Here is a 26,403-nt window from a genome sequence, read left to right on the forward strand (position 1 = left end):
ACTAGCGCACCCGCATGCCGGGCGTGGCGCCCGGCCAGGGGTTGAGGATATGGATGCCCGGTTCGGCGTTTTCGTCGGCGTGGCTGGCCGCCAGCACCATGCCTTCGCTCACGCCGAACTTCATCTTGCGTGGTGCCAGGTTGGCCACCGTCACGGTGAGTTTGCCCACCAGGTCGGCGGGTGCGTAGGCGCTGGCGATGCCGCTGAACACGTTGCGGGTTCTGCCTTCACCCACGTCCAGCGTCAGGCGCAGCAGCTTGGTCGAACCTTCCACGGCTTCGCAGTTGACGATCTGTGCGATGCGCAGGTCGATCTTGCTGAAGTCGTCGATGGTGATAGTGTCGGCAATGGGCTCGCCGCCGGGCACGGTGGCGGGGGCCACCGGTTCTGGCGGGGGCTCGAACAAGGCATCGAGTTGTTTGACGTCCACACGCTGCATCAGGTGCTGGTAGGCACCAATGCTGTGGCCGGCGCCCAGCAGACGGGCGGCGTCGGCAAAGGTCAGTGGCGCCACCTTCAGGAACGCTTCCACCTGGGCCGCCAGCGCAGGCAGCACCGGCTTGAGGTAGATCGAGATCAGGCGGAAGGCCTCAATGCAGGTGGTGCAGACGTCCTGCAACCGCCCGTCCATGCCTGCCTGCTTGGCCAGTTCCCAGGGCTTGTTCTGGTCCACGTAGGCGTTCACTCGGTCGGCCAGCTGCATGATTTCGCGCAGCGCCTTGCCGTATTCGCGCTCGGCGTAAAGCTCGGCCACTTTGGGGGCGACGCTCTGCAGGTGGTCGAGCAAGGCATCACCGTCGGCCGAGACCGTGCCTAGCTTGCCTTCGAAGCGCTTGGCAATGAAGCCGGCGGCCCGGCTCGCGATGTTGATGTACTTGCCCACCAGGTCGCTGTTGACCCGCAGCATGAAGTCTTCGGGGTTGAAGTCGATGTCTTCGTTCCTGCCGCTGAGCTTGGCGGCCAGGTAGTAGCGCAGCCATTCGGGGTTCATGCCCAGGCTCAGGTACTTGAGGGGATCCAGGCCGGTACCCCGGCTTTTGCTCATCTTCTCGCCGTTGTTGATGGTGAGAAAGCCGTGCACGAACACCGCATTGGGTGTCTTGCGGCCGCTGAAGTGCAGCATCGCCGGCCAGAACAAGGTGTGGAAGGTGATGATGTCCTTGCCGATGAAGTGGTACTGCTCGGTGCTCGGGTCGGCCATGAAGGCGTCGAAGTCGATGCCCTGCTTGCCGAACCAGTTCTTCAGTGACGCCAGGTAGCCGATGGGGGCGTCCAGCCACACGTAGAAATACTTGCCTGGCGCGTCGGGAATCTCGATGCCGAAGTAGGGCGCGTCGCGGCTGATGTCCCAGTCGCCCATTTTGGGCTTGCCGTCTTCCCCGGGTTCGATCCATTCGGCGATCTTGTTGAGCACCTCGGGCTGGACCGCGCCGCTCTGGGTCCATTGGTCCAGGAAGGCCAGGCAGCGTGGGTCGGAGAGCTTGAAGAAAAAGTGGTCGGACTGCTTGAGCACCGGCTTGGCGCCAGAGAGGGCCGAGTACGGATTCTTGAGTTCGGTGGGGGCGTACACCGCGCCGCACACCTCGCAGTTGTCGCCGTACTGGTCCTTGGCACCGCACTTGGGGCATTCGCCCTTGATGAAGCGGTCGGGCAGGAACATGTTCTTTTCGGGGTCGAAGAACTGTTCGATGGTGCGGGTTTCGATCAGGCCGTTGGCTTTCAGGGCGCGGTACACGTCCTGCGCCAGTTCGTGGTTTTCGGGGGCGTCGGTGCTGTGCCAGTTGTCGAACCCGATGTGGAAGCCGTCCAGGTAGGGCTTGCGGCCGGCGGCGATGTCGGCCACGAACTGCTGGGGCGTCTTGCCGGCCTTGTCGGCTGCGATCATGATCGGCGCGCCGTGTGCGTCGTCTGCGCACACGAAGTGCACCTCGTGGCCCTGCATGCGCTGGAACCGCACCCAGATGTCGGCCTGGATGTATTCCATGATGTGGCCGATGTGGAAATGGCCGTTGGCGTAGGGCAGGGCGGTGGTGACGAACAGGCGTCGCTGGCTCATGAGAGGCTTTCCGGTAGAGGCTGTCTTGGGAGAACCGGTGATTTTAGGCCGCCGGCACGCTGGGCCTGGCGGTGGCGATGCCCTCATGCCGATTGTGTGAATGGAGGGGGCCAAGGCGCGCAGGTAGACTTCTGGTCACGCCGCTGGCGACCTCACCGCAACCGATTCCCACGATTCCACCGATTCCCACAGGAGATTGCCCCTCATGGCCGTAGAAACACAAGCGCTGCTGAACGCCCTCCAGGCCGTGACCGACCCGAACACCGGCAAGGACTTCGTGTCCACCAAGGCGCTGAAGAACCTGCAAGTGCAGGACGGCGACGTGTCGTTCGACGTGGAGCTGGGCTACCCGGCCAAGAGCCAGATGCCCGCCCTGCGCCGTGCGCTGATTGGTGCGGCCAAGGGCGTGGCCGGCGTGGACAATGTGTCGGTCAACCTGAGCATGAAGATCACGGCGCACGCAGTGCAGCGCGGCGTGCAGCTCATGCCGAACGTGAAGAACATCATCGCCGTGGCCTCAGGCAAGGGTGGCGTGGGCAAGAGCACCACGGCCGTGAACCTGGCCCTGGCGCTGGCCGCCGAAGGCGCGAAGGTCGGCATTCTGGACGCCGACATCTACGGCCCCAGCCAGCCCATGATGATGGGCGTCGAAGGTCGGCCTGAAAGCGCCGACGGCCAGACCATGGAGCCACTGGAAAACTACGGCGTGCAGGTGATCTCCATCGGCTTTCTGGTGGACCGCGACGAAGCCATGATCTGGCGCGGCCCCATGGCCACCCAGGCGCTGGAGCAACTGCTGCGCCAGACCAACTGGAAAGACCTGGACTATCTGATCGTCGACATGCCTCCCGGCACCGGCGACATCCAGCTCACCCTGAGCCAGCGCGTGCCCATGACCGGCGCCGTGATCGTTACCACGCCGCAGGACATTGCCCTGCTGGATGCACGCAAGGGCATCAAGATGTTCGAGAAGGTGGGCGTGCCCATCCTGGGCATCGTGGAGAACATGGCCGTGTACTGCTGCCCGAACTGCGGCCATATCGAACACATCTTTGGTGCCGACGGTGGCAAGAACATGGCGACCGAATACGGCATGGACTACCTGGGGGCGTTGCCGCTGAACATGAGCATCCGGGTGCAGGCCGACAGCGGCATGCCCACCGTGGTGGCCGACCCTGAGGGTGAAATCGCCGGCATCTACAAGACCGTGGCACGCCAGGTGGCGATCAAGATCGCGGCCAAGGCGAAGGATTTTTCCAGCAAGTTTCCGAGCATCAAGGTGTCGAAGGACACCTGAGAGGCTGAGTCCGCGCAAATACTGGCGGTTGGCGCGCCTTCAGTAGTGCGGGGGCAATTCGTCGCCAGGCACGTGCTGTCCACCGGCGCCCAGGCCCGTGTCCTGCTGCCGCAGGCGGGCCACTTCGCGCAGCAGCAGGTCGATCTGATCCTGCTGCTGAGCCACCAGTGCATTGAGGGTGTCGAGCAGGTCTTCGGTGTAGCTGATCTTGATCTCCAGCTGGGTCAGGCGTTCGTCGGTGGGCGCGTTCAATGAGGTCATGGGTGCTGTGTGAAAGTGGGGGCGTGGCGCTCTCGCGCCTCGCCACAAAGGTCAGGGGGCCGTGTGCAAGAGAAGCAGGTGCCCGTACTTGTTGGCCAGTGCGCCTTCGGCGCGTTCCAGCATGAAATAGCGAAAAGCCTCTGCGGCTGGTGACAGCAGCTTGGACAGCGTGTGCACCACGTTCCAACCGCGCACGATGGGTGTGCCCTCGACGTCGAGCGTGGCAATCAGCTGGTGCTCCAGCTCCAGGCCGATGGTGTGCAGCGACAGGAAGCTGATGCCCAGGCCCGCCATCACCGCCTGCTTGATGGTCTCATTGCTGGTCATTTCCATCACCACGCGGGGCTCCATGCGCGATGACGCCAGGAAAGCCTCCATGGCCGCCCTGGTGCCCGAACCGCGCTCGCGCAGGATGAATCCATAGGGACGCAAGTGGTTCACCGTGAGGTGATCCACCTTGAGCAGCGGGTGGTCGGTGGGCGCCACAAACACATGGGGGTGGGCCGCAAAAGGCTCGGCGCGGGTGGCCAGTTCGGTGGGCGGGCGGCCCATGATGGCGATGTCCACTTCGTTGCCGTGCAGCATCTTCACCAGTTGTTCGCGGTTGCCCACGGCCAGCCGGATCTCGATGCCTTCATGCTCGCGCCGGAACTCGGCCAGCAGGCCGGGCAGGAAGTACTTGGCGGTGCTCACCATGCCGATGGTGAGCGTGCCCACCTCCAGCCGCTGCAGGCGCGCGGCGGCATCTTCGGCGTCTTTCAGCGTGGCCAGCACCCTGCGCGCGTAGACCAGCATGTATTCGCCTGCCGTGGTCAGCGTCACCTGACGCCCCTGGCGCTCAAAAAGCGGCAGACCGATATGGCCCTCCAGCTCCTTGACCTGCATGGTCACCGCCGGTGGCGTGAGGTGCAGCACTTCTGCCGCGCGAGCAAAGCTGAGGTGCCGTGCGACCTCGGCGAACACCCGGAGCTGCCGAATGGTGGCGTTCTTCATTAAGGTTTTTCTGAATCGAAATTGAATAAATCGTGAATTTACCTTACTTCATCGGCTACTTATAGTCCGTCCATCCCCCGGCGAGACAGGGGTTCTGGAAGCGGGAGGCCCCATGTTGAAAGCGCTGATTTTTGATGTTGACGGCAGCCTGGCCGACACCGAGGCCCTGCACCTGGACGCTTTCAACCACGCGTTTGCCGAAGAGGGGCTGGACTGGAACTGGACCCCCGAGCAGTACACCCAACTGCTCGACATCTCTGGTGGCAAGGAGCGCATGCTTCACCACTGGCGCAGCATTCAACCCGACCTCAAGGAACTGCAGGGCGGCGCGGTGCGGGCCACCATCGACCGCTTGCACGAAATCAAGACGGCGTTCTATGAAAACGCGGTGAATGGCGGTGCCGTGTCATTGCGTCCCGGGGTGCTGGCCCTGATGAACGAGGCACTCGAGCAGGGTCTGGCGCTGTCGATTGCCACCACTACTTCGCCGGTCAATGTGGCGGCGCTGCTGCGCCACGCCATCGGGGCCGACTGGCGCATGAACTTCGTGGCCATGGCAGACGCTTCCTCCGCCCCCATCAAGAAACCCCATCCACAGGTGTACCTGCGGGTGCTGGGCGACATGGGCCTGCCCGCCGACGCGTGCATCGCGTTTGAGGACTCTGCCAATGGCTTGCGCTCCGCCATGGGCGCGGGTCTGTCCACCGTGATCACGCCGACCAGTTTCACCCGTCACCACCGCTTTCAGGGCGCGCTGCGTGTGGTGCCCGATCTGGCTGTGGTCAGCGTGTCGCGCCTGCGCGAATGGCTGGCGGCCGAGCCCGCACAGCGCGCTCGGGCCTGAAGGGCGTTCTCTTTTTTTTTCACCTTTGGCAGTGCCCATCCACCATGACCACACGACGCCGTTTCACCCTCACTCAGTACCTGATCGAGCAGCGCCGCCGCTTTCCGTCGGCCAGCGGGGACTTCAACGCCCTGGTGCTCGACGTGGCGCTGGCCTGCAAGGCCATAGCGCGCTCGGTGGCCTTTGGTGAACTCACCGGCGTGCTGGGCAACCCGGTCGTGGATGTGGCCACCAGCCTGAACGTGCAGGGCGAAGAGCAGAAGCGCCTGGACGTCATCAGCAACGAGTACTTCACCCAGATGACCGAATGGGGTGGTCATCTGGCGGGCATGGCATCTGAAGAGATGGACGAGCCCTACCAGATCCCCGACACCTTGCAGCGTGGCAAGTACATGCTGGTGTTCGACCCGCTGGACGGCTCCAGCAACATCGATGTCAATGTCACGGTGGGCAGCATCTTCAGCATCTTGCGTGCGCCACAGGAGGTCATTGACAGCGGTCGCGACGTGGTCGAAGCCGACTTCCTGCAACCTGGCGCGCAGCAACTGGCTGCTGGTTACGCGCTCTATGGCCCCACCACCATGCTGGTGCTCACGGTGGGCAACGGCGTGGCGGGTTTCACGCTCGATCCCAACCTGGGCCAGTTCATGCTCACCCACCCGAACATGACCGTGCCCGAAGACACGCAGGAGTTCGCCATCAACGCCTCCAACAGCCGCTTCTGGGAGGCGCCTGTGAAGCGCTACGTGGACGAATGCCTGGCCGGCAAGACCGGCCCGCGTGGCAAGGACTTCAACATGCGCTGGATCGCCAGCATGGTGGCCGAAGCCCACCGCATCCTCATGCGCGGCGGCGTGTTCATGTATCCGCGCGACAACAGGCCCCCCCCGAACGATGCTGCGCATCGACTCCCCCCAGGGGGCGACCTGCTTGGGAGCGGCCCGGCGCAGGTCAGGACGCCGGGCAATCCTGGCCGGCTGCGCCTGCTCTATGAGGCCAACCCGGTAGGCATGCTCATCGAACAGGCGGGCGGGCGCGCGAGTACCGGTCGCGAGCCCATGCTGAAAGTCAGGCCCTCCGGCTTGCACCAACGCATCGGCCTGGTGTTCGGGTCAAAGAACGAGGTGGAGCGCATCGAGCGCTACCACGCCGAGCCACAAGCCTTCAAAGACGAACGCAATCCACTGTTTGCGGAGCGCTCGCTTTTCAGGGATTGACCGAACACCCCCGCGCCGCCTTCGGCGTCACCCCCTCGAGGGGGCGGCACTGGCGGCCAGGCAAAGCCGGTTCCGCGGTGCCCTTGGCTGGACTTCCCGCCTCTCGAACGGTTTCATTTTTTGGAGAAATGCATGTCTGAGCGCCACCCCATCATCGCCATCACGGGTTCCAGTGGAGCGGGAACGTCCACCGTCACCCGCACGTTCGAGAACATCTTCCGGCGCGAAGGCGTCACGGCTGCCGTCATTGAGGGCGACAGCTTCCACCGCTACGACCGCAAGCAGATGAAGGTCAAGGCCGCCGAGGCCGAGGCGAACGGCAATCAGAACTTCAGCCACTTTGGCGCTGAAGCCAACCTGTTCGAAGAAATCGAGACCCTGTTTCGCACCTACAGCGAAACCGGCCAGGGCCGCAGTCGCAAATACCTGCACAACGCAGAGGAAGCCGCGCCCTACAAGCAGGACCCGGGCACCTTCACTGCCTGGGAAGATCTGCCTGCGGGCACCGACATGCTGTTTTACGAAGGCCTGCACGGCGCGGTGGTCACGCCCGAGGTCAATGTGGCGCAGTACCCGGACCTGCTGGTGGGCGTGGTGCCCGTGATCAACCTGGAGTGGATTCAGAAGCTCTGGCGCGACAAGAACATGCGTGGCTACAGCGCCGATGCGGTGACCGACACCATCCTGCGTCGCATGCCGGACTACGTGCACTACATCACCCCGCAGTTCCAGCACACGCACGTGAACTTCCAGCGCGTACCCATCGTGGACACCAGCAACCCCTTCGTGGCCCGCGACGTGCCCACCGCCGACGAGAGCATGGTGGTGATCCGCTTCGCCAAACCCAAGGGCATCGATTTCCAGTACCTGCTCAGCATGGTGCACGGTTCCATGATGAGTCGCGCCAACACCATCGTGGTGCCGGGCGGAAAGATGGAACTGGCCATGCAGCTCATCTTTACGCCGTTTATCTGGCGCATGGTGGAACGCAAGAAGCAGTACGCCCCCCGCGTCGGCTGACGCCGCCACCCCCCACTGGGGGGCAACGCGAGTGGCCCGGCGAAGCCGGTTCCACCGCGTTCTGGATGGACTTCCCTTCTCTCTTCCGAGGACGCTGTATGCAGAACCCTTCCCCCGAACTCGCCCGCCAGATGGCCAATGCCATCCGCATGCTTGCCGTCGATGCCGTTGAAAAAGCCAAGTCCGGCCACCCCGGCGCGCCCATGGGCATGGCCGACATCGCCGAGGTGCTGTGGAACCGCCACCTCAAACATAATCCGGCCAACCCGCGCTGGCCCGACCGCGACCGTTTCGTGCTGTCCAACGGCCACGGCTCGATGCTGATCTACGCGCTGCTGCACCTGACGGGCTACGACCTGCCGATGAGCGAGCTGAAGAACTTCCGCCAGCTGCACAGCAAGACGGCGGGCCACCCCGAGGTGGGCATCACCCCCGGTGTGGAAACCACCACCGGACCGCTGGGCCAGGGCATCAGCAACGCGGTGGGCATGGCGCTGGCCGAGAAGCTGCTGGCGCAGGAATTCAACCGCGAAGACGAAGGCGTCAGCCACCGCATCGTTGACCACCACACTTACGCTTTCCTGGGCGACGGTTGCATGATGGAAGGCATCAGCCACGAGGCCTGCGCGCTGGCAGGCACGCTGCGCCTCTCGAAGCTGGTGGCCTTCTACGATGACAACGGCATCTCCATCGACGGTCACGTCGAAGGCTGGTTCACCGACGACACCCCCAAGCGCTTCGAGGCCTACGGCTGGCATGTGATCCCCGACGTGGACGGGCACAATCCCGCCGCCATCGAAGCCGCGCTGGTGGAGGCGAAGAAGCAGGGCGCGCTGCCCCACGGCAAGCCCACGCTGATCTGCTGCAAGACCGTGATCGGCATGGGCTCACCCAACAAAGCCGGCACGCACGACGTGCACGGTGCCGCGCTCGGTGCCGCCGAGGTGGCAGCCACCCGTGAGCAACTGGGCTGGACGGCGTCACCGTTCGACATCCCGGACGAGATCGCCACCGCCTGGAACGCCGTGGAGCGTGGCGCCGCAGCCGAACGCGCCTGGCGCCATCGCTTCGAGGCCTACCGCACACAGTACCCGCTGGAAGCGGCCGAGTTCGAACGCCGCATGGCCGGTGATCTGCTCCCCGCATTTGCCGACAAACTGCCCGAAGTGCTGGAAGCCATCGCTGCCAAAGCCGACGCCTTCGCCACCCGCAAGGCCAGCCAGAATGCGCTCGATGTACTGGCCCCGCTGGTGCCTGAGTTCTTCGGTGGCAGCGCCGACCTGACCGGATCCAATCTCACCAACTTCAAGGGTTGTGTGAAGGCCGGCCGCGACGCCTGGGGCAACCACATGAGCTACGGTGTGCGCGAATTCGGCATGGCGGCCATCATGAACGGCATGGCGCTGCATGGCGGCTTCATCCCGTATGGCGGCACCTTCCTCACCTTCAGCGACTATTCGCGCAACGCCATCCGTATGGCGGCCTTGATGAAGCTGCGGGTGATCCATGTGTTCACGCATGACAGTATCGGTCTGGGCGAAGACGGTCCCACTCACCAGAGCGTGGAGCACATCCCCAGCCTGCGCATCGTGCCCGGGATGGACGTGTGGCGCCCGGCCGATGGCCTGGAAACGGCGGTGGCCTGGGCATGTGCCATCGAGCGCCGCGACGGACCCAGCGCGTTGTGCCTGTCGCGCCAGAACCTGCCCCGCCTGACCGATGCGGCCATGGCGAACCGGGTGCGCCAGGGTGGCTATGTGCTGGCTGAAGAGGCGAACCCCGTGGCAGTGATTGTGGCCACAGGGTCCGAGACCTCGCTCGCCATGGAGGCCCACCGGGTGCTGGCAGCCGAAGGCATTGCCACCCGCGTGGTCTCCATGCCCTGCACCAATGTGTTCGATCGCCAGCCGCTGGCCTACCAGCATGGCGTGCTTCCGCTCAACCTGCCGGCGGTGGCGGTGGAAGCCGCCCACCCGGATTTCTGGCGCAAGTATGTGGGTTGCACGGGCGCGGTGGTCGGCATATCGAGCTTTGGTGAATCCGCTCCGGCCAAGGATCTGTACGAACACTTCGGCATCACTGTGCGCAAAGTGGTCGAGGCGGTGAAAGGTCTGCTCGCATGACATTCCCCCTAAAACGGTGAGCTGCCGTGAACAACCGATTCGACCTCATCCTCTTCGACCTCGACGGCACGCTGATCGAGACCGCGCCCGAGATTGCCGATGCGGTCAACGACACGCTGGAGGCTTTTGACCGCCCGTCCATCAGCCAGCAGCAGGTCAATCACTGGATCGGCCACGGCACACGGGCGCTGCTGATCTCGGCACTGGCCTTCACCGACAAGAGCACAACCGAAGCGGTGCGAAAGAGTGCGAGCTTTTCACGCATTGAAGCCGCCTTTGGCGTGCACTACCAGAAGCGCTGCGGCACGCGCAGCCATCTCTACCCCCATGTGAGGGAAGCCTTGCAGACCTTGCACGATCGCGGTGTGAAGCTGGCGGTGGTCACCAACAAGGAGCAGCGCTACACCCAGGCTGTGCTCGATGCGCACCAACTCACGCCGCTGTTTGCTCGCGTCATCAGCGGTGACACCTTTCCGCTGAAGAAGCCTGACCCCATGGGCGTTCACGACTGCCTGCATCACTTCCTCATCCGTGGCGAACGTGCGCTGTTCGTGGGCGACTCATCCATCGACGTCGCCACGGCGCGCAATGCGGGTGTGGCCGTGTGGGCACTGCCCTATGGCTACAACATGGGCCAACCCATCGAAAGGGCCCATCCCGACCGCGTGATCACCGATTTCTCCGCCCTCATTGCTTGAACCCACCGAAGGAACCCCATGGCCCTCATCGCCCTGCGTCAACTGCTCGACCACGCCGCCGAAAACCACTACGGCGTGCCTGCTTTCAACGTCAACAACCTGGAGCAGATCCAGGCCATCATGCAGGCCGCCGATGCCAGCAACGCGCCGGTGATCCTGCAGGCCAGTGCGGGTGCGCGCAAGTACGCCGGTGAACCCTTTCTGCGCAAGATGGTGGAAGCGGCGATCGAGATGTACCCGCACATTCCCATCGTCATGCACCAGGACCACGGCGCCACACCTGCGGTGTGCCAGCAGTCCATCCGCAGCGGGTTCAGCAGCGTGATGATGGACGGCTCCCTGATGGAAGACGCCAAGACACCTGCGAGCTACGAGTACAACGTGGCCGTGACGCGCGAGGTGGTGAAGTTCTCGCATGCCGTGGGCGTGTCGGTGGAAGGCGAGCTCGGTTGCCTGGGCTCGCTGGAAACCGGTGAGGCCGGCGAGGAAGACGGCGTCGGCGCGGAAGGGCAACTCACGCACGACCAGATGCTGACCGATCCCCGGCAAGCGAAAGACTTTGTGGCACAAACCGGCGTGGACGCGCTGGCCATTGCCATCGGTACCAGCCACGGTGCCTACAAATTCACCCGGCCGCCCACCGGCGACATCCTGGCCATGGACCGCATCGTCGCCATTCACCGTGCCATCCCCAACACCCACCTGGTCATGCACGGATCGAGCAGCGTGCCACAGGAATGGCTGGCCATCATTCGTGAACATGGCGGTGAGATCAAGGAAACCTACGGCGTGCCGGTGGAAGAGATCGTGCGCGGTATCCAAAGCGGTGTGCGCAAGGTCAACATCGACACCGACATTCGTCTGGCCATGACCGGCGCCATGCGACGCACCATGGCGAAGAACCCGGGCGAGTTCGATCCGCGCAAGTTCTTCAAGGATGCGACCCTGGCCGCCAAGGACATCTGCCAAGCCCGTTTCCAGGCCTTCGGCTGCGCCGGCATGGCCGGCAAGATCGTGCCCTTGCCGCTGGAGAAGATGATTCCGCGCTACGCCTGAGTCGCCGCCGTGGCGACCCTCGCCACTGCTTGGGGGCAAGCGGGCAATCAGTGCTTTCGGTCGAGCACGCGCACGATCACCTCAGCCCGCGAGTGCACGCCCAGCTTGTCGAAGATGCTTGACACCTGGTTGCGCACCGTCTTGTCGCTCTTGTTCAACTGCCGCGCAATGGCCGCGTTGTCCAAGCCGAGGGCCACGAGATGCAACACCTCGCGTTCGGCCGGTGTCAGTGCGGCATCACCGTTGTCGTGCGTGGACTCGGCCGCAGCGGTGCCCAGAAATGTGCGGAGCTCATCCAGGAAGGCGGGCCACGCTGGTTCGGTGTCGAGCAGCACGTGGTTGTCGCTCTTCAGTGCAACGAAGCGTGCCCCTGGTATCAGCGCTGCCAGCCGCAGCCCTTCGTCGAAAGGCACGCGCGCATCACCCCGCGCATGCAGCACCAGTGTGGGTACGCGCAACTGGCGCGCAAGCTCGGTCACGTCGACGCGGTGGAACGCTTCCAGCGTGCGCGCGGCGTTCTCGGGACTGGCGGTCAGGCGCTCGAGTTCGTTCCACCACTGGTGCTGCGCCGGCGTGCCGCCAGGAATGAACTGGTTGGTGAACACCTGCCGGAAGGCATGGTTGTCCCGTCCCCAGCCCAGGCGAATCAGGTTGACCAGGGTCTCGGCCTCCAGCCGCTCGGCGTCGCTGGTGGCACGCTCCAGCGCACCTCGCGCATAGGCACCCGGCAGCACCAGATGCGATACCTTGTCCGGGTGGCGCACCGCATAGGCGATGGCCACGGCGCCACCTTGCGACATGCCGATCAGCGGAAAACGGCGCAAGCCCATGCTGTCGACCACGGCTTCGAGGTCGCCCACCCAGGCATCGAGCGAGAAGTCGGCCACCGCACTGTCGGACAGACCACAGCCCCGCTGGTCGTAGCAGATGTAGTGGTGGTCGCGCGAGAGTTCGGTCAGCCAGGGTCGCCAGACAGGGCTGTGCAGATCGTGTTCAACGTGGCTGAGCCAATGCGCTGCACGCAGCAGCGGTGGGCCTGAACCGATGGACGAGATGGCGATGCGGGTGCCGTCCGGCGCGTTGCAGAAACGCAGGCGCTGTCGCGGGATCGAGGGCGGACTCGGAACGGCGGGCATGCGCCATTGTCGCGCGCCTGGGTCTCAGGTCCCATGCCCTTGCCAGCGCGCTGTCGCCTTGCTGGGGGATATGGGACATCCGCCTCATGCGGGAATGCCTGCAGAGGTGAATGCTTGATGCACGTCGATTTGACGGATGCAACTTGAGAGGAACCACCATGCAGACCCAAGCCACTCCACTGGATATCCCGCGCTATGCCAAGACCATCGAGGTCTCCAAACGCGTTCGCTGGGACATTGATCGCGACGTCATCCGCGGTCGCGGTTTTGACCTGAACCACACCTTTTTGCCCGACGGGCTGTCGCTGGCCGACGAACTGACGTTTCTGAACCCGGCCGAGCGCCGCTTCCTGAGTCAGGTGCAGGGCCGCACCTATGCGAACATGTTCGGCTTGGTCGAGCGCTTCATCAGCGCGAAGATGCTGGACGTGAGCCGCGACCACTGGCTGGGCGATCAGACCGCGCTGGAAGCCATCGTGCGTCTCACCGACGAGGAGCTCAAGCACCAGGAACTGTTCCGTCGCATCGAGCTGCTGGTTGCCGCCGACATGCCAGCGGGCTACCGCTTTGATGTGTCGCCCAACGACGTGGCCACCTTTGTGCTGGGCAAGAGCACCTGGGCCGTGCTGGCACTCACCTGCCATATCGAGCTGTTCTCGCAGGCGCACTACCGCGCCAGTATCGCTGCGGCCGAGGACCTGTCACCGCTGTTCAAGGACGTGTTCCTGTTCCACTGGCGCGAGGAGTCGCAGCACGCGATCATCGACGAACTGGAATGGGAACGCGAAGACGCCAGGCTGGCTTCTGATGCGCAGCGCGACCAGGCGGTGGACGACCTGATTGCACTGGTCGGCGGCGTTGACGGCATCCTTCAGTCGCAGGCCAAGGCGGATACCGGCTACTTCCTGCACGTGACCGGCATGGGGCAGGTGGGCGAACGCGCCGATCAGGTCAAAGCCACCATGCTGAGGGCCTACCGCTGGCAATACATCGTCTCCGGCACGCTGGAGCCGCGCTTCCAGGCGATGCTGGGCAAGTTGGTCAGTGCGGCGCAGCTGGCGCGCATCCAGTCAGCGCTGGCACCGCTGAGTGGCGCCGTTCCGGCGCGTGCAGAGGCCTTGAGTGCTATGAGTGCGACCGTGCACTGATCCTGGTCGCGGTCATTTGCTGCTGAGGTATTCGGCCACGGCGGCCATCTCGAGTTCGGTCATCTTGTCCACCACCGCGTGCATCACCGCGTTGTCGGTGGTGCGCTCGCGCTTGCCGAACGACTTGAGCTGGTTGTGCAAGTAGCCCGAGAATTGCGTGGCCAGGCGGGGCAGGGTGGGCGTGCCTTCGCCAGCAGTGCCATGGCACGAGGCGCAGGCGGGCACGCCGCTGAATTTGTTGCCGTTGTGATAGATGTACCGGCCCATGGCCGCGAGCTGCGGGTCCTTCGCTTCTTCGCGCGGCAGACTCATTTGTTCGTAGTACTTGCCCAGTGCGAGCATCTCGTCGGGCGTGAGCCGCGCCACCATGTCGGCCATGGCGGTGCTCTTGCGTTGGCCTGATTTGAAGGCTTCAAGCTGGCGCGCGATGTAGCCCGCATGCTGACCCGCCAGACGCGGAAACGCCTCGCTGGTGGATTCGCCATTGGCACCATGGCACAGGAAGCAGGACCCGCCTGCGATCTTTTTGGCGCGTGCTTCATCGGCCTGCGCCCACGCACCACCGGTGCCCAGCAGGGCGCCGCTCGCCACGATAGCCAGGAGGAGGCGGGCAGGTGTCGGAAGCTTCATTGCATAACCCCAAACGGATATTCAAGCGCAAAGAAAAGCCCTGGCCGAAGCCAGGGCGTGGCGGTGGATCAGGCCAGGGTATCGGCCCAGATGTTGCGGGCCCAGGCCAGGGCGTAGCGTCCCTCCAGCTCGTTGGCGGCGGGCGAGAGACCGCCCGCGCCAGTGACGGGCAGCATGGTCTTCTTCTCGGCGTCGTACCTGTGCACGCTGGCCACGTGCACCACGTCTTCGGCAGTGACGAAGCTGTAGCAGGTGTTGGCATAGATCGGCAGCGACGGCGCTTCCTTGCCCTGCAGCAGTGAAACCACGGCTGCAGCGCAGGTTTTGCCATGCTGGTTGGCCATGTGGCCGGACTTGGGCATGGCCGGGGCGATCTGGATCGAATCGCCCAGGACGTGGATGTTCTTGTGCGCCTTCGATTCGAAGGTGAGGAAATCCACCTCGCACCAGCGTGCATTGGCGGTAGCCAGGCCGGTCTTCACCGCGATGTCACCGGCGCGCATGTTGGGAATGACGTTGGCGACACCGGCCTTGAAGTCGTCGTTGAACTCGAACTTCAGCGTGTTGGTGGCCGCGTCCACGTCCACCACCTTGTGCTTGGGCCGGTAGTCGATCATGCCTTTGTAGTGCTCGTCCCAGGCCTTCATGAACAGGCCCTTTTTGGAGGTGATGTCGTCGTTGGCGTCGAAGATCACGACCTTGCTTTTCGGCTTGGCCTTCTTGAAGTAACTGGCCACCATGCAGGCGCGCTCGTAGGGGCCGGGTGGGCAGCGGTACGGTGCCAGTGGAATCGAAAGGGCGTACACGCCGCCATCGGGCATGGCCTCCAGCTGCTGGCGCAGCGCGAGCGTCTGCGGGCCGGCCTTCCAGGCGTGCAGCACCTTGTCGGCCGCGCCCGGCTTGGCCATGCCTGGCAGGGTGTCCATCATGAAATCAATGCCGGGTGAGACGATCAGTCGGTCATAGGGCAGTTCGCCACCACTGGCCAGCTTCACCGTGCGTTTGCCCGGGTCGATGCTGGCCACCATGTCGCGCACCACCTTCACGCCGTGGCGCTTGCTCAGGTTGTCGTAGGGCGTGGTGATGTCGGCCATGGTCTTGTGGCCGCCGATCACCAGGTTGGAAATGGGGCAGGAGACAAACGCGGCATTGGGCTCGATCAGGGTCACGTCGATACCGTGATCGGAGAACAGGCGCACGTATTTGGCAGCGGTGGCGCCACCATAGCCGCCACCCACCACGACCACCTTGGCACCGCTGCCAGTGGTGGCGCAACCGGCCATGAGACCCAGACCGGCAATGGCAGAGCCGGCACCCAGAGACTGTACGAATTGACGACGTTTCATGGTGTGGGCTCCTTATTTCTTCTGCGCAGCGAAATAGCCGACGATCTGTGCCAGCTGCTCATCGGTGTAGCCCTTGGAGAGCTGATGCATGATGGTTGCAGGCTTGCGGCCGGACTTGAAGTCCATCAGCTTCTGCAGCATTTCGTCCTTGTCCTTGCCCGCCAGGGATTCCATGCCCGATTCGGCCCTCCCGTCGGTGCCGTGACAGTTGGCGCAAGCAGCGGCCCAGACACGTACCTGGTTCACCTGCGCCTGAGCGCCCACCGCACTGGCGCACAGCACGCCCGCCGCCAGCCATTTCATCGTTTTCACCATTGTTGTCTCCAGAAGAGGGGGTTGAACGGACACCATCGAAAACTGTAGCAGAGCCCTCAGCGCCGCTAAATATTAGTGATTACGCATATGTAGATGTTTCATCCTAGCATTGCGTCCCCGATGCATCTCACGGTGAAAACCCTAGCGTTCTCTTCATAGGATTCCACGTGTTTTACGGGGCATCCCGCCGCTGGAACGCGGTCTGGAAATGGCCACGTGCACGCGACGCCTCGGGGATTTCCGCGCCCGTTTTTCTGCCGATTCGACGTGCATTCGGGTTAACTCTAATCCGAATATCAGCAATAACGAATATAGTTGCTCTCCAAGCTGTCTGGTCACGGTGCTGCGGTGACCAGAATCCTGCCGCTGGCGACTTCAAAAGGAAATCACAAGTGTCCAAAGAGTTGAGCGATGTCATCGGGCGTGTTTTGCCGGCGCCCGAACATCATCTGAACGCAGAGAAGCTGGAGCAGGCCCGCAAGGCGCGGCGCAGCTTCATGGGCAAGGCCTTGGCCATGGGCGCGGGTGCAGCGGCCAGCGCAGCGGCGGCTACCCGTGCCGTCGCTGCTGAAGGTGAAGACGCCATTCTCAAACTCCCGGCCCACACCACCGGTCTGGGTCAGGGGGTGACCACCGACGGCTACGGCAAACCCAGCAAGTGGGAAGCCAACCTGCAGCGCCGCGAAAGCCCGGGACTGACCCGTGTTCAGCAGGCCTCGGTGAGCTTCACGCCGTTGCAAGGCCTGTTCGGCATCATCACGCCCAATGGCCTTCACTTTGAGCGCCATCACCAGGGCTGGTGGGACATCGACCCGAGCAAACACCGCCTCATGATCAACGGACTGGTGAAACGCGAGCGCGTGTTCACCATGGACGACCTCATGCGGCTGCCCAGCGTCTCGCGCATCCATTTCATTGAATGCGGCGCCAACTCTGCGCCCGAATGGGGCAATGTGGCCCTGCCTGCGGTGCAATACACCCACGGCATGCTGAGCTGCTGCGAATACACCGGCGTGTTGCTTTCCACGCTGTTGGAGATGTGCGGCTACGACAAGAAGAAGGGCAAGCACGTGCTGGCAGAAGGGGCCGACGGTTCGTCGATGACACGCACGATCGATATCGAGCGCGCCATGGACGACTGCATCGTGGCCTGGGCAATGAACGGCGAGATGCTGCGCCCGGAAAATGGCTACCCATTGCGTCTGGTGGTGCCCGGCATCCAGGGCGTGAGCTGGGTGAAGTACCTGCGCCGGCTGGAGGTGGGCGACATGAAGTGGGCCGCCAAGGACGAGGCCATCCACTACATCGACCACATGCCCGATGGCACGCACCGGCAGTACACCGGCATCCAGGAATGCAAGAGCGTGATCACCACGCCTTCGGGCAGCCAGACGCTGCTCGACAAGGGCTTCTACAACGTGACCGGCCTGGCCTGGTCGGGCAGGGGAAGCATCAAACGTGTGGATGTGAGCACCGACGGTGGGCGCAACTGGCGCACGGCGCGGCTTGAAGGCCCGGTGCTGCCCAAGGCGCTCACCCGGTTCAACATCGACTGGGTATGGGACGGCAAACCCGCCATTCTGCAAAGCCGGGCGATCGACAGCACCGGCTATGTGCAACCCAAGATCAACCAGTTGCGCGCTGTTCGTGGCACCCGGTCGATCTACCACCAGAACGCCATCCAGTCTTGGAAAGTCGCCGAAAACGGCGAAGTGTCCAACGTACAAGTCTATTGACAAGGCCCGCCATGCGAACCCTGACCCTTCTCGCGGCAGTCCTGATCAGCAGCGCTGCATGGGCTCAGCCCACCCCCTGGCACGACATTGGTCGCGACGCGACGCCGGCCGAAGTGAAAGCCTGGGACATCGACGTGCGACCCGACTTCAAAGGCCTGCCCAAAGGCGCTGGCACGGTGGAGCAGGGCGAGCGGCTGTGGGAGGCGCAGTGCGCGTCGTGCCACGGCAGCTTTGGCGAATCGAACGAGGTGTTCACGCCCATCGTGGGTGGCACCACCAAGGCCGACATCGAACGCGGCCGGGTGAAGAACCTGGAAGCCGGTAGCACTTTTCCGCAGAAGACCACCATGATGAAGGTGGCCACTGTTTCCACCCTGTGGGACTACATCAACCGCGCCATGCCGTGGAATGCGCCCAAGTCGCTCAAGCCCGACGAGGTCTACAGCCTCACCGCCTACATCTTGAGCCTGGCCGACGTGGTGCCCCCGGACTTCACGCTCAGCAACGAAAACATCGCAGAAGTGCAGAAGCGCATGCCCAACCGAAACGGCATGGTCTTCCATGAGCCGCTGTGGAAGGTGGGCGGCAAAGGCGATGTGAAGAACGTGGCCTGCATGAAGGATTGCCCGGTGGAGGTCACGATCCGCTCTTCGTTGCCCGACTTTGCGCGTGACGCCCATGGCAACATCGCCGAGCAGAACCGGATCATCGGGCCGGTGCGTGGCGCCGACACCACCAAGCCGCCGCCAGCCGGGCCGGTGGGCACGCTGCCGCGCCCGGTGGTGGCCGTCGTCGGCGCCGCCAATACGGGTGCAGGCAACGTCAAGACGCTGCTTGACACCAATGGCTGCACGGCCTGTCACGGCCTGAAGCAGAAGATCGTGGGGCCTGGCTTCAGCGAGATCGGTGCCAAGCACAACGGGCGGGAAAAGCTGGAGACCTACCTGAGCGGAAAGATCCGGGAAGGTGGCGTGGGCGTGTTCGGCGATGTGCCCATGCCGGCACAACCCCAGCTCAGTGAAACCGACGCTGATGTGCTTGCGCGGTGGATCGCAGCAGGCGCCCAGTGACCGAGAAGGTGAGCCCGTCGCACTCTCGGTCAGTTGATCTTCTTAGTTAAATATTTGCATGTACTCGTATTCCCTATTCAACCCGCGAGAAGGATTCCCTACCCTATGAAGATGCTCTCCACCCTCCCGCTGTTCGCTGCCAGCCTGTTCGCACTGGCAAGCTCCCCTGCATCGGCTCTGGATGCGGCTGCCGCCAAGGCGCTGGCGGCCAAGAGCGCCTGCCTGGCGTGCCATGCGGTCGACAAGAAGCTGGTTGGCCCATCCTACAAGGACGTGGCGGCCAAGCACAGAGGGCAAGCCGACGCGCTTGAAAAAGTGTCTGCTCGCATCAAGTCCGGTGGATCGGGCATGTACGGTCCCGTGCCCATGCCGGCGCAGGCCCAGCTCAAAGACGATGAACTCAAGTTGCTGGCAGGGTGGATCCTGGCCGGCGCACCCGACCAATGAACCCCCCATACACTCTTTCCCTTTCCTCATTTCACAGGAGCCCCCAATGAACCCCTCACGCCGAGTCGCCCTCAAGACCACTGGGGCTTTTGCCACGCTGGTGTCGCTGGGCATCATCACCCAGAGCCAGGCCCAGGCAGCCGTCGATCACGCGAGCTTCCAGGTCAAGACACTCGAAGACGCCCTCAAAGCGGTGGGTGGCACACCCGCCACCAGCGACCAGGTCACGCTGAACTCGCCCGACATTGCTGAGAACGGCGCCGTGGTGCCCGTGGGTGCCAGCAGCAAGCTGCCCAACACCACCGAGATCTATTTCATCGTCGAGAAAAACCCCATGCCACTTTGCGCTGCCTTCATGATCCCGGCAGGCACCGCGCCGGACGTGCAGACCCGCCTGAAGATGGGGCAGAGCTCCAACATCCTGGCCGTGGTCAAGGCCGACGGCAAACTCTATTCCGCCGTCAAGGAAACCAAAGTCACGCTGGGCGGCTGCGGCGGTTGATCGCCCACCACCTTCAGACACGATAGCCCACACAACCGATTTCAGGAGTCCATCATGGCCGATCCGATGCGCATCCGCGCCGCCCTTGCAGGCAACGAGACCACCGTTCGCGTGCTCATGTCCCACGTCATGGAGACGGGGACACGCAAGAACGCCTCTGGCGAGACCATCCCCGCCCACTTCATCCGCGACGTGGAAGCCACCCACAACGGCAAGACCGTGTTGAAAGCCATGTTCAGTGGCGCGGTGTCGCAGAACCCCTTCCTGTCCTTCAAGTTCACCGGCGCTGCCAAGGGTGACAAAGTGGTGGTGAAATGGGTCGACAACAAGAACGACACCCGGACCGACGAAGCCGTCATAGCTTGACCCACCCCCGCCGCGCTGCGCGCGACCCCCTCAAGGGGGCGTCGCCAGCAGCCCGGCAGAGCCGGTTCTGCGGCGACACTGGACTGAGGCACGTCGTTCCACGATTCGATAACGAGAGGAGACACCCGATGAAATTCACCGCTTCCCACTCCGCGCTGGCGATTGCCGGGCTGCTGGCCGCTGCATCCGTGCAGGCCCAGTCGTCCACCGCCGACGGCATCGCCAAATACCGCGAGATGCTGCAGGACGGCAACCCCGCCGAGCTGTTTGAAATGAAGGGCGAGGAGCTCTGGAAACAGAAGCGCGGCCCAAAGAACGCCTCACTGGAACAGTGTGATCTGGGCAAGGGGCCGGGGGTCATCAAGGGCGTGTTCGTCGAGTTGCCGCGCTACTTCAAGGACACCGGAAGGGTGCAGGACCTGGAGACTCGGCTCATCACCTGCATGGAAACGCTGCAGGGCTTCAAAGGTGAAGAGATCGCCAAGACGCCGTTCGGTCGTGGCGAAATGGCCAACGTCACCGCGCTGGCCACCTATGTGGCCACGGCGTCCAAGGGCATGAAGTTCAACCTGCCGCAAGCGCATCCGCAGGAAAAGCTGATGTACGAAGCCGGCAAGCGCATCTTCTTCACCCGCGGCGGCACACACGATTTCTCCTGCGCCTCCTGCCATGGCGAGGACGACAAACGCATCCGCCTGCAAGACCTGCCCAACCTGACCAAGAACCCGGGCGACGGCATCGGCTTCGCGGCCTGGCCCGCTTACCGCGTGTCCAACTCGCAGATGTGGGGCATGCAACTGCGCCTCAACGATTGTTTCCGTCAGCAGCGTTTCCCCGAACCCAAGTTCGGCAGTGACGCCACCATCGCCCTGGGGGTCTACATGGGCGTGAACGCCAAGACGGCCGAGTCCATCGTGCCGTCCATCAAGCGCTGAATGGAGAACACCCACATGAAACTGACACTCAATTTCGCTCTGCTGCCTGTGGCTGCACTCGTTCTGGCAGGCTGTACCGCCTCGCCCTCGGCCACTGACCTTGACAAGGCGACCGCAGACATTCTGAAAAACTCCTTCCAGGACCGCGGCATCGCCAAGGTGGACCGTCTGGCGCAAGACGAAGCCAACCGCGAATGCGTGGCCGCCGATGTGGCCGGCAAGCCCATCGATGAAAAAGTGGCCAAGTCCATTGAGGCGGCCAACATGAAGACCGTGAAGTGGCCCAGCGACGGCAAGTTCCTGGGCGACTGGAAAGAGGGCGAAAAGATCGCGCAGAGTGGGCGCGGGCTCACCTGGAGCGACCAGGCCGATGCCGCCAACGGCGGCAACTGCTACAACTGCCACCAGATCAGCAAGGAAGAGATCTCCTTCGGCACCTTGGGCCCAAGCCTCTACAACTACGGCAAGCTGCGTGGCGTGAGCGACCCGAACGCGGCCGCCAGCAAGGCCATCGTGGAATACACCTGGGGCAAGCTGTACAACGCGCGGGCCTACAACGCCTGCTCGCAAATGCCGCGGGCCGGGCACAAGGGCATCCTGACTGAAAAGCAGATGCAGCACGTGATGGCACTGCTGCTTGATCCGGCGTCTCCCGTCAACAAGTGACGCCCAGCGTTCCCCTGGGGTTGTGCCCCTGGGGGATTACTGTTGCCAGAGTGGCCTTGAACCGGCCCCGTCTCACGGATTCCATTGGATTCCGATGAAATTTGACTTAAATATCAGTAAACAATTGACAAGGAATATTTATGGGCTTCAGTCGCCGTGAATTCATGCAGGTGCTGGCGGTGGCCAGTGCCACAGGCATGGCCCTGGACCATCGTGATGTGCTGGCGGCTGCGCCTGGCGCGGGTGAGCGCCTGTACGACGTGCCGAAGTTCGGCAACGTGAGCTTCCTGCACTTCACCGATTGCCATGCACAACTGACCCCGATCCATTTCCGCGAACCCAACGTGAACCTGGGCGTGGCCGATGCCGTGGGCCGCCCGCCGCACCTTGTGGGCGAAAAGCTGCTCCAGCACTTCAAGCTCAAACCCGGCAGCGCACAGGCACACGCCTTCTCCTACCTGGACTTCAGCCAGGCCGCCAGGACCTATGGCAGGGTGGGCGGCTTCGCCCACATGGCCACGCTGATCAAACAGCTCAAATCCAGCCGGCCCAACGCGCTGTTGCTCGATGGTGGCGACACCTGGCAGGGCTCGGCCACCTCGCTGTGGACCAATGGCCAGGACATGGTCGACGCCTGCAAGCTGCTGGGCGTGAACATGATGACCTCGCACTGGGAGCACACCTTCGGTGCCCAACGGGTGCAGGAGATCGTGGAGAAGGATCTGAAGGGGAACATGGAATTCCTCGCCCAGAACATCAAGACCACCGACTTCGAAGACATCGTTTTCAAGCCCTACGCCATGCGTGAGATGAATGGCGTGCAGGTGGCGGTGATCGGCCAGGCCTTTCCCTACACCCCCATTGCCAACCCGCGCCACATGGTGCCAGACTGGACCTTCGGCATCCAGGACGAGCACATGCAGAAGATGGTGGACGAAGCACGGAGCAAGGGTGCTCAGGTGGTGGTGGTGCTCTCGCACAACGGCATGGACGTGGACATCAAGATGGTCTCACGGGTGCGCGGCATCGACGCCATCCTGGGTGGCCACACGCACGACGGCATGCCAGCGCCCACCATCGTGAAAAACGGCGGCGGCGAGACCCTTGTCACCAATGCGGGTTCCAACAGCAAGTTTCTCGGTGTGCTGGACTTTGACGTGCGCGGGGGCAAAGTGCAGGGCTTCCAGTACAAGCTGCTGCCCGTGTTTTCCAACCTGCTGCCGGCCGATGCCACCATGCAGGCGCACATCGACAAGGTGCGCGCGCCTTACAAGGACAAGCTGGAAGAAAAGCTCGCCATCACAGAAGACCTGTTGTACCGCCGTGGCAACTTCAACGGCTCGTGGGACCAGGTCATCTGCGACGCGCTCATGCAGAACAAGGGCGCCGACATCGCGTTTTCGCCAGGCGTGCGCTGGGGCACCTCGCTGTTGCCAGGTGACACCATCACCTACGAGCGCATGATGGATCAGATGGCCCTGACCTACCCGGCCACCACCCTCAACACCTTCACGGGCTCGCAGATCAAGGAGATCCTGGAAGACGTGGCCGACAACATCTTCAACCCCGACCCCTACTACCAGCAGGGTGGCGACATGGTGCGCGTGGGCGGTCTGCAGTACACGGTGTCACCCAAGGCGGAGATGGGACAACGCATCAACAACATGGTGCTCAAGGACAAGCTCATCGAGGCCGACAAGACCTACAAGGTGGCGGGGTGGGCGTCGGTGCAGGAAGGTGTGCAGGGCGAACCGATCTGGGACGTGGTCTCTGGCTACCTGCGCGACAGGAGGGTCATCAAGGGCGTGAAGATCAACACCCCCCGCATCACGGGCATGGAGGGCAATCCGGGTATTGCGTTCTGAGACACTTTTCACCCCTGTGAACAGGTGTCGCGGAATCCTGCTTTGTTATCCTCAAGCCTTGTTGAATCTTCAAGGACAAATCCATGACCAAGTTCGCAGGGATGCTGATCGCCGTGGCTGTGCTCGCAGGTTGCGCCTCGACCTCCAAACCCTATTGGCACAAGCCCAACGCCACTGCGGATGACGCCTACACCGAGTTGTCTGCCTGCCGTTTCCAGATCGGTCTGAACAAGATCCCTGAAAAGGAGCAGGAACTCATGGTTGCGCATTGCATGCGGGGCAAGGGTTTCCGCCTGCTGGCCAACGAAAGCTGATTTCCCTGCGCCCACCCACACAAGCCCCTTCATGGCATCGCCATGAAGGGGCTTTTTACTGGGCCGGTGGCTGCACAAGGCGTTTGGTATTCTCGATCCCGATCACCGCCCGACCGCAGGTGCACCACCTCTTGCGCGGCGGCGTCGCCCACCCCGTGTCCCGCCAGGGACCTGCCAACCGCGGATGCGCGTGCATCGGGTTGACAGGCCCCTGGCCAACCAGAGCGACCCATGGCTCATGAGACGGATTTCGCTGGTCTGAACCCGCAAAAGAGTGCGCGGCGCATGGTGTTCGCGGCACTGATCTTGGCCCTGGCAGGTTCCGTACTGGGGCTGACGCTGGGTCGATCCACCGGCGCGGTCGTGGGCGCAGAGATCTGGCTGGTGGGCGCCTCTGCCGTGTTCTGTGTGGTCATGATGGGGGTGCTGCTGGCCAGACCATTCGACCGGGCCGCCTGGATCGCGCCGGTGTCGAGCCTTTTCTTCCTGGTCTATTTGGTGCTGGGCGCGCTGTCGTCGATCACGCGCGAATCGATCTTGCAGAGCTTCCTGGTCTATCTGATGTGGTTCTTTCCCCTGCTCGCGTTCAACCGTTTCGTGAACGTGTCCTGGTACCAGCAGCGCCTTTCGTTCGCCATCTATTTCTGCGCAGTGTCACTGGCCGTGGGCAGGATTGCGACCACGCCCGCTGCAGAGACCGAACCGCCCATGCTGCTGGTGTATTGCCTGTGCGTGACCAGCTTTGCGCTGATTCTGGAGCTGTTCGCCAAGTACCGCGAAGCCTACATTTCAGAGCGGGAGCGGGCCGATGCGCTTGAAACCACCCGGCGAGCTGTGCAGGCCAGCGAGGCGGCGTTCCGTCGCACCTTGTCGAATGCCGCCAGCGGCATTGGCTGGATCACGGTGGATGGAAGGTGCCAGCACGTCAACACCACCTTCGGCAGCATGCTGGGTCATTCGGCGGAGGAACTCGATGGCTGCCGTTTTGAAACCCTGATCGCACCGGCATCGCAGCCCAGCTGGCAACGTCTGAAGGCCGACATGCAGCGCGGCAGCAGCACCGACTTCCAGGCCGAGCTGCAGTTGCAGACCGCCAGCGGGAAGACGCTGTGGACCAAGCTGAGTTTTGCCGTTGCCGCAGTGTCGCCGGGCGAACCGCCCGGCATGGTCTTTGTTTGTCTGGACAACAGCGCCGCCCATGAAATGGAGGAGCGCCTGCGGCAGTCGCAGCGCCTCGAATCGGTGGGCCAGCTCACCGGCGGTGTGGCACACGACTTCAACAACCTTTTGACGGTGATTCTTGGCAATGCCGAGCTGCTGCATGAACAGCTGCTCGACAACCCGAAACTCGCGCCCCTGGCCGGCATGGTGGTCAGCGCGGGCGAGCGTGGCGCTCAGCTCACACAGCGCCTGCTGGCGTTTGCCCGTCGCCAGACACTGGATCCCAAGCCGGTCGACATCAACCAACTGGTCGCTGAAATGGATCCTTTGCTGAGGCGCTCGCTGGGTGGACACATCGAAATCGAATTCGTCCGGGGTGCGGGGCTCTGGCCGGCGTTGGTCGACCCGGCCCAACTCGATAATGCCTTGCTGAACCTGTGCCTCAACGCGCGTGACGCCATGCCCGACGGGGGTCGTCTGACCATTGAAACCGGTGATGCGCGTTTGAGTGAAGACTATGCCGCGCACAACGCCGATGTGCGCCCTGGCCAGTACGTGATGCTGGCGGTTTCCGACACCGGTACGGGCATCGATCCAGCGCATCTGCGGCGGGTGTTCGAACCATTCTTCACAACCAAGGCCGCAGGCAAAGGCACCGGGCTCGGACTGGCCATGATCTATGGCTTCGTGAAGCAGAGCGGTGGCCATGTGAGCGTCTATTCAGAGCCCGGTGCCGGCACCACCTTCAGGCTTTACCTGCCGCGCGCAGTCGAGTCCGCAACAGCCCCCCGACGCGCTTTGGAGACGTTGCCTGTGGCAAGAGGGCATGAAACCGTGCTGCTGGCCGAAGACGACCCGATGGTGCGCCGCTACGCGTGCGATCAACTGGTGGCATTGGGCTACCAGGTGATCGAGGCCCACAGCGGGGCACAGGCGCTGGCCATCTTGCGCGAAGGCCAGGCCGTCGATCTGTTGTTCACCGATGTGGTGATGCCGGGCATGAGCGGCAGGCAATTGGCCGACCAGGCCATGGCCTTGCGCCCGGGCCTCAAGGTGCTGTTCACCTCGGGCTACACCGAAAACGCCATCGTGCATCACGGCCGGCTCGACCCAGGCGTGCATCTGCTGAGCAAGCCCTATCGACGCGAGGATCTCGCCAGAAGACTGCGAGATGTGATCGGGTCACCCGCAGAGCGCTGAA

25 protein-coding genes are annotated in these 26,403 nt (G+C 63.3%); 18 read left to right on the forward strand and 7 right to left on the reverse strand.

The genetic code is table 11. From position 1 onward, the window contains the following. Position 1 precedes the first annotated feature (1 nt). On the reverse strand, positions 2-2,056 hold the full coding sequence (gene metG / locus J2W49_RS00790; protein WP_310310526.1) for a methionine--tRNA ligase: 2,055 nt from the start codon (positions 2,054-2,056) through the stop codon (positions 2-4). A 205-nt stretch (positions 2,057-2,261) separates the two neighbouring features. Between metG and apbC the strand changes: the two genes are divergently transcribed. After that, positions 2,262-3,353 (forward strand): iron-sulfur cluster carrier protein ApbC, encoded by a 1,092-nt coding sequence (apbC, locus tag J2W49_RS00795; RefSeq protein WP_310310528.1) that lies wholly within the window; start codon positions 2,262-2,264, stop codon positions 3,351-3,353. Between the two features lie 39 nt (positions 3,354-3,392). On the opposite strand, the gene J2W49_RS00800 is transcribed toward apbC, so the two are convergent. After that, on the reverse strand, positions 3,393-3,614 hold the full coding sequence (locus J2W49_RS00800) for a SlyX family protein (protein WP_310310530.1): 222 nt from the start codon (positions 3,612-3,614) through the stop codon (positions 3,393-3,395). A 51-nt stretch (positions 3,615-3,665) separates the two neighbouring features. Continuing rightward, positions 3,666-4,607 (reverse strand): LysR family transcriptional regulator, encoded by a 942-nt coding sequence (locus J2W49_RS00805; RefSeq protein ID WP_310310532.1) that lies wholly within the window; start codon positions 4,605-4,607, stop codon positions 3,666-3,668. Positions 4,608-4,719: 112 nt separating this feature from the next. Here J2W49_RS00805 and J2W49_RS00810 point away from each other — a divergent pair, with 112 nt between their 5' ends. The 6 genes from J2W49_RS00810 to fba all read left to right on the forward strand — a co-directional run bounded on the left by J2W49_RS00810 (position 4,720) and on the right by fba (position 11,565). After that, positions 4,720-5,451, forward strand: a complete 732-nt coding sequence (locus J2W49_RS00810) for an HAD-IA family hydrolase (RefSeq protein WP_310310534.1) — start codon at positions 4,720-4,722, stop codon at positions 5,449-5,451. Between the two features lie 44 nt (positions 5,452-5,495). After that, positions 5,496-6,668, forward strand: coding sequence for a class 1 fructose-bisphosphatase (locus J2W49_RS00815; RefSeq protein ID WP_310310536.1), 1,173 nt, complete (start codon positions 5,496-5,498; stop codon positions 6,666-6,668). Positions 6,669-6,800: 132 nt separating this feature from the next. Continuing rightward, positions 6,801-7,688, forward strand: coding sequence for a phosphoribulokinase (locus J2W49_RS00820; protein WP_310310537.1), 888 nt, complete (start codon positions 6,801-6,803; stop codon positions 7,686-7,688). Positions 7,689-7,786: 98 nt separating this feature from the next. After that, a complete protein-coding gene (tkt, locus tag J2W49_RS00825; protein WP_310310538.1) occupies positions 7,787-9,811 on the forward strand; it encodes a transketolase in 2,025 nt (674 codons plus the stop codon). A 26-nt stretch (positions 9,812-9,837) separates the two neighbouring features. Next, positions 9,838-10,509, forward strand: coding sequence for an HAD family hydrolase (locus J2W49_RS00830; protein ID WP_310310539.1), 672 nt, complete (start codon positions 9,838-9,840; stop codon positions 10,507-10,509). Positions 10,510-10,527: 18 nt separating this feature from the next. Further along, the gene (gene fba, locus J2W49_RS00835) at positions 10,528-11,565 is read left to right on the forward strand and encodes a class II fructose-bisphosphate aldolase (RefSeq protein WP_310310542.1); all 1,038 of its coding nucleotides are present in this window, start codon (positions 10,528-10,530) and stop codon (positions 11,563-11,565) included. Between the two features lie 47 nt (positions 11,566-11,612). Here fba and J2W49_RS00840 read toward each other — a convergent pair whose 3' ends face one another. Further along, on the reverse strand, positions 11,613-12,701 hold the full coding sequence (locus J2W49_RS00840) for an alpha/beta fold hydrolase (RefSeq protein WP_310310544.1): 1,089 nt from the start codon (positions 12,699-12,701) through the stop codon (positions 11,613-11,615). Positions 12,702-12,859: 158 nt separating this feature from the next. Here J2W49_RS00840 and J2W49_RS00845 point away from each other — a divergent pair, with 158 nt between their 5' ends. Next, positions 12,860-13,849, forward strand: coding sequence for a hypothetical protein (locus J2W49_RS00845; RefSeq protein ID WP_310310546.1), 990 nt, complete (start codon positions 12,860-12,862; stop codon positions 13,847-13,849). A 12-nt stretch (positions 13,850-13,861) separates the two neighbouring features. Here the strand turns inward: J2W49_RS00845 and J2W49_RS00850 are convergent, their stop codons facing one another. The 3 genes from J2W49_RS00850 to J2W49_RS00860 form a co-directional block, all read right to left on the reverse strand. Continuing rightward, positions 13,862-14,479 (reverse strand): c-type cytochrome, encoded by a 618-nt coding sequence (locus J2W49_RS00850; RefSeq protein ID WP_310310548.1) that lies wholly within the window; start codon positions 14,477-14,479, stop codon positions 13,862-13,864. A gap of 68 nt (positions 14,480-14,547) precedes the next feature. Then, positions 14,548-15,825 (reverse strand): FCSD flavin-binding domain-containing protein, encoded by a 1,278-nt coding sequence (locus tag J2W49_RS00855; RefSeq protein ID WP_310310550.1) that lies wholly within the window; start codon positions 15,823-15,825, stop codon positions 14,548-14,550. 12 nt (positions 15,826-15,837) lie between these two features. Then, positions 15,838-16,140 (reverse strand): c-type cytochrome, encoded by a 303-nt coding sequence (locus J2W49_RS00860; RefSeq protein WP_310310552.1) that lies wholly within the window; start codon positions 16,138-16,140, stop codon positions 15,838-15,840. A gap of 392 nt (positions 16,141-16,532) precedes the next feature. Between J2W49_RS00860 and soxC the strand changes: the two genes are divergently transcribed. From soxC to J2W49_RS00910, 10 genes are all read left to right on the forward strand, one after another. Continuing rightward, a complete protein-coding gene (soxC, locus tag J2W49_RS00865; RefSeq protein WP_405000961.1) occupies positions 16,533-17,876 on the forward strand; it encodes a sulfite dehydrogenase in 1,344 nt (447 codons plus the stop codon). Positions 17,877-17,887: 11 nt separating this feature from the next. Next, positions 17,888-18,946, forward strand: coding sequence for a c-type cytochrome (locus J2W49_RS00870; RefSeq protein WP_310310554.1), 1,059 nt, complete (start codon positions 17,888-17,890; stop codon positions 18,944-18,946). Between the two features lie 111 nt (positions 18,947-19,057). Continuing rightward, on the forward strand, positions 19,058-19,393 hold the full coding sequence (locus J2W49_RS00875; protein ID WP_310310556.1) for a c-type cytochrome: 336 nt from the start codon (positions 19,058-19,060) through the stop codon (positions 19,391-19,393). A gap of 46 nt (positions 19,394-19,439) precedes the next feature. Next, positions 19,440-19,895, forward strand: a complete 456-nt coding sequence (gene soxY / locus J2W49_RS00880) for a thiosulfate oxidation carrier protein SoxY (protein ID WP_310310558.1) — start codon at positions 19,440-19,442, stop codon at positions 19,893-19,895. 54 nt (positions 19,896-19,949) lie between these two features. Continuing rightward, the gene (soxZ, locus tag J2W49_RS00885; RefSeq protein WP_310310560.1) at positions 19,950-20,261 is read left to right on the forward strand and encodes a thiosulfate oxidation carrier complex protein SoxZ; all 312 of its coding nucleotides are present in this window, start codon (positions 19,950-19,952) and stop codon (positions 20,259-20,261) included. 128 nt (positions 20,262-20,389) lie between these two features. Then, positions 20,390-21,196 carry a sulfur oxidation c-type cytochrome SoxA gene (gene soxA / locus J2W49_RS00890; RefSeq protein WP_310310562.1) on the forward strand — a complete coding sequence of 269 codons (807 nt, stop codon included), beginning with the start codon at positions 20,390-20,392 and terminating at the stop codon, positions 21,194-21,196. A gap of 15 nt (positions 21,197-21,211) precedes the next feature. Next, the gene (soxX, locus tag J2W49_RS00895; protein ID WP_310310564.1) at positions 21,212-21,862 is read left to right on the forward strand and encodes a sulfur oxidation c-type cytochrome SoxX; all 651 of its coding nucleotides are present in this window, start codon (positions 21,212-21,214) and stop codon (positions 21,860-21,862) included. 140 nt (positions 21,863-22,002) lie between these two features. Next, positions 22,003-23,727, forward strand: a complete 1,725-nt coding sequence (gene soxB, locus J2W49_RS00900; RefSeq protein WP_310310566.1) for a thiosulfohydrolase SoxB — start codon at positions 22,003-22,005, stop codon at positions 23,725-23,727. Between the two features lie 83 nt (positions 23,728-23,810). Continuing rightward, complete coding sequence (locus tag J2W49_RS00905; RefSeq protein ID WP_310310568.1) at positions 23,811-24,041, forward strand: hypothetical protein; 231 nt, start codon at positions 23,811-23,813, stop codon at positions 24,039-24,041. Positions 24,042-24,272: 231 nt separating this feature from the next. Next, positions 24,273-26,402 carry an ATP-binding protein gene (locus J2W49_RS00910; protein ID WP_310310570.1) on the forward strand — a complete coding sequence of 710 codons (2,130 nt, stop codon included), beginning with the start codon at positions 24,273-24,275 and terminating at the stop codon, positions 26,400-26,402. Position 26,403: the final 1 nt, after the last annotated feature.

The organism is Hydrogenophaga palleronii (genome assembly GCF_031457455.1).
GTDB lineage: Bacteria > Pseudomonadota > Gammaproteobacteria > Burkholderiales > Burkholderiaceae_C > Hydrogenophaga > Hydrogenophaga palleronii_A.

Coding starts and splice junctions, on each gene's coding strand:
- metG (WP_310310526.1), bottom strand. CDS start 2,056: ATGAGCCAGCGACGCCTGTTCGTCACCACCGCCCTGCCCTACGCCAAC.
- apbC (WP_310310528.1), top strand. CDS start 2,262: ATGGCCGTAGAAACACAAGCGCTGCTGAACGCCCTCCAGGCCGTGACC.
- J2W49_RS00800 (WP_310310530.1), bottom strand. CDS start 3,614: ATGACCTCATTGAACGCGCCCACCGACGAACGCCTGACCCAGCTGGAG.
- J2W49_RS00805 (WP_310310532.1), bottom strand. CDS start 4,607: ATGAAGAACGCCACCATTCGGCAGCTCCGGGTGTTCGCCGAGGTCGCA.
- J2W49_RS00810 (WP_310310534.1), top strand. CDS start 4,720: ATGTTGAAAGCGCTGATTTTTGATGTTGACGGCAGCCTGGCCGACACC.
- J2W49_RS00815 (WP_310310536.1), top strand. CDS start 5,496: ATGACCACACGACGCCGTTTCACCCTCACTCAGTACCTGATCGAGCAG.
- J2W49_RS00820 (WP_310310537.1), top strand. CDS start 6,801: ATGTCTGAGCGCCACCCCATCATCGCCATCACGGGTTCCAGTGGAGCG.
- tkt (WP_310310538.1), top strand. CDS start 7,787: ATGCAGAACCCTTCCCCCGAACTCGCCCGCCAGATGGCCAATGCCATC.
- fba (WP_310310542.1), top strand. CDS start 10,528: ATGGCCCTCATCGCCCTGCGTCAACTGCTCGACCACGCCGCCGAAAAC.
- J2W49_RS00840 (WP_310310544.1), bottom strand. CDS start 12,701: ATGCCCGCCGTTCCGAGTCCGCCCTCGATCCCGCGACAGCGCCTGCGT.
- J2W49_RS00845 (WP_310310546.1), top strand. CDS start 12,860: ATGCAGACCCAAGCCACTCCACTGGATATCCCGCGCTATGCCAAGACC.
- J2W49_RS00850 (WP_310310548.1), bottom strand. CDS start 14,479: ATGAAGCTTCCGACACCTGCCCGCCTCCTCCTGGCTATCGTGGCGAGC.
- J2W49_RS00855 (WP_310310550.1), bottom strand. CDS start 15,825: ATGAAACGTCGTCAATTCGTACAGTCTCTGGGTGCCGGCTCTGCCATT.
- J2W49_RS00860 (WP_310310552.1), bottom strand. CDS start 16,140: ATGGTGAAAACGATGAAATGGCTGGCGGCGGGCGTGCTGTGCGCCAGT.
- J2W49_RS00870 (WP_310310554.1), top strand. CDS start 17,888: ATGCGAACCCTGACCCTTCTCGCGGCAGTCCTGATCAGCAGCGCTGCA.
- J2W49_RS00875 (WP_310310556.1), top strand. CDS start 19,058: ATGCTCTCCACCCTCCCGCTGTTCGCTGCCAGCCTGTTCGCACTGGCA.
- soxY (WP_310310558.1), top strand. CDS start 19,440: ATGAACCCCTCACGCCGAGTCGCCCTCAAGACCACTGGGGCTTTTGCC.
- soxZ (WP_310310560.1), top strand. CDS start 19,950: ATGGCCGATCCGATGCGCATCCGCGCCGCCCTTGCAGGCAACGAGACC.
- soxA (WP_310310562.1), top strand. CDS start 20,390: ATGAAATTCACCGCTTCCCACTCCGCGCTGGCGATTGCCGGGCTGCTG.
- soxX (WP_310310564.1), top strand. CDS start 21,212: ATGAAACTGACACTCAATTTCGCTCTGCTGCCTGTGGCTGCACTCGTT.
- soxB (WP_310310566.1), top strand. CDS start 22,003: ATGGGCTTCAGTCGCCGTGAATTCATGCAGGTGCTGGCGGTGGCCAGT.
- J2W49_RS00905 (WP_310310568.1), top strand. CDS start 23,811: ATGACCAAGTTCGCAGGGATGCTGATCGCCGTGGCTGTGCTCGCAGGT.
- J2W49_RS00910 (WP_310310570.1), top strand. CDS start 24,273: ATGGCTCATGAGACGGATTTCGCTGGTCTGAACCCGCAAAAGAGTGCG.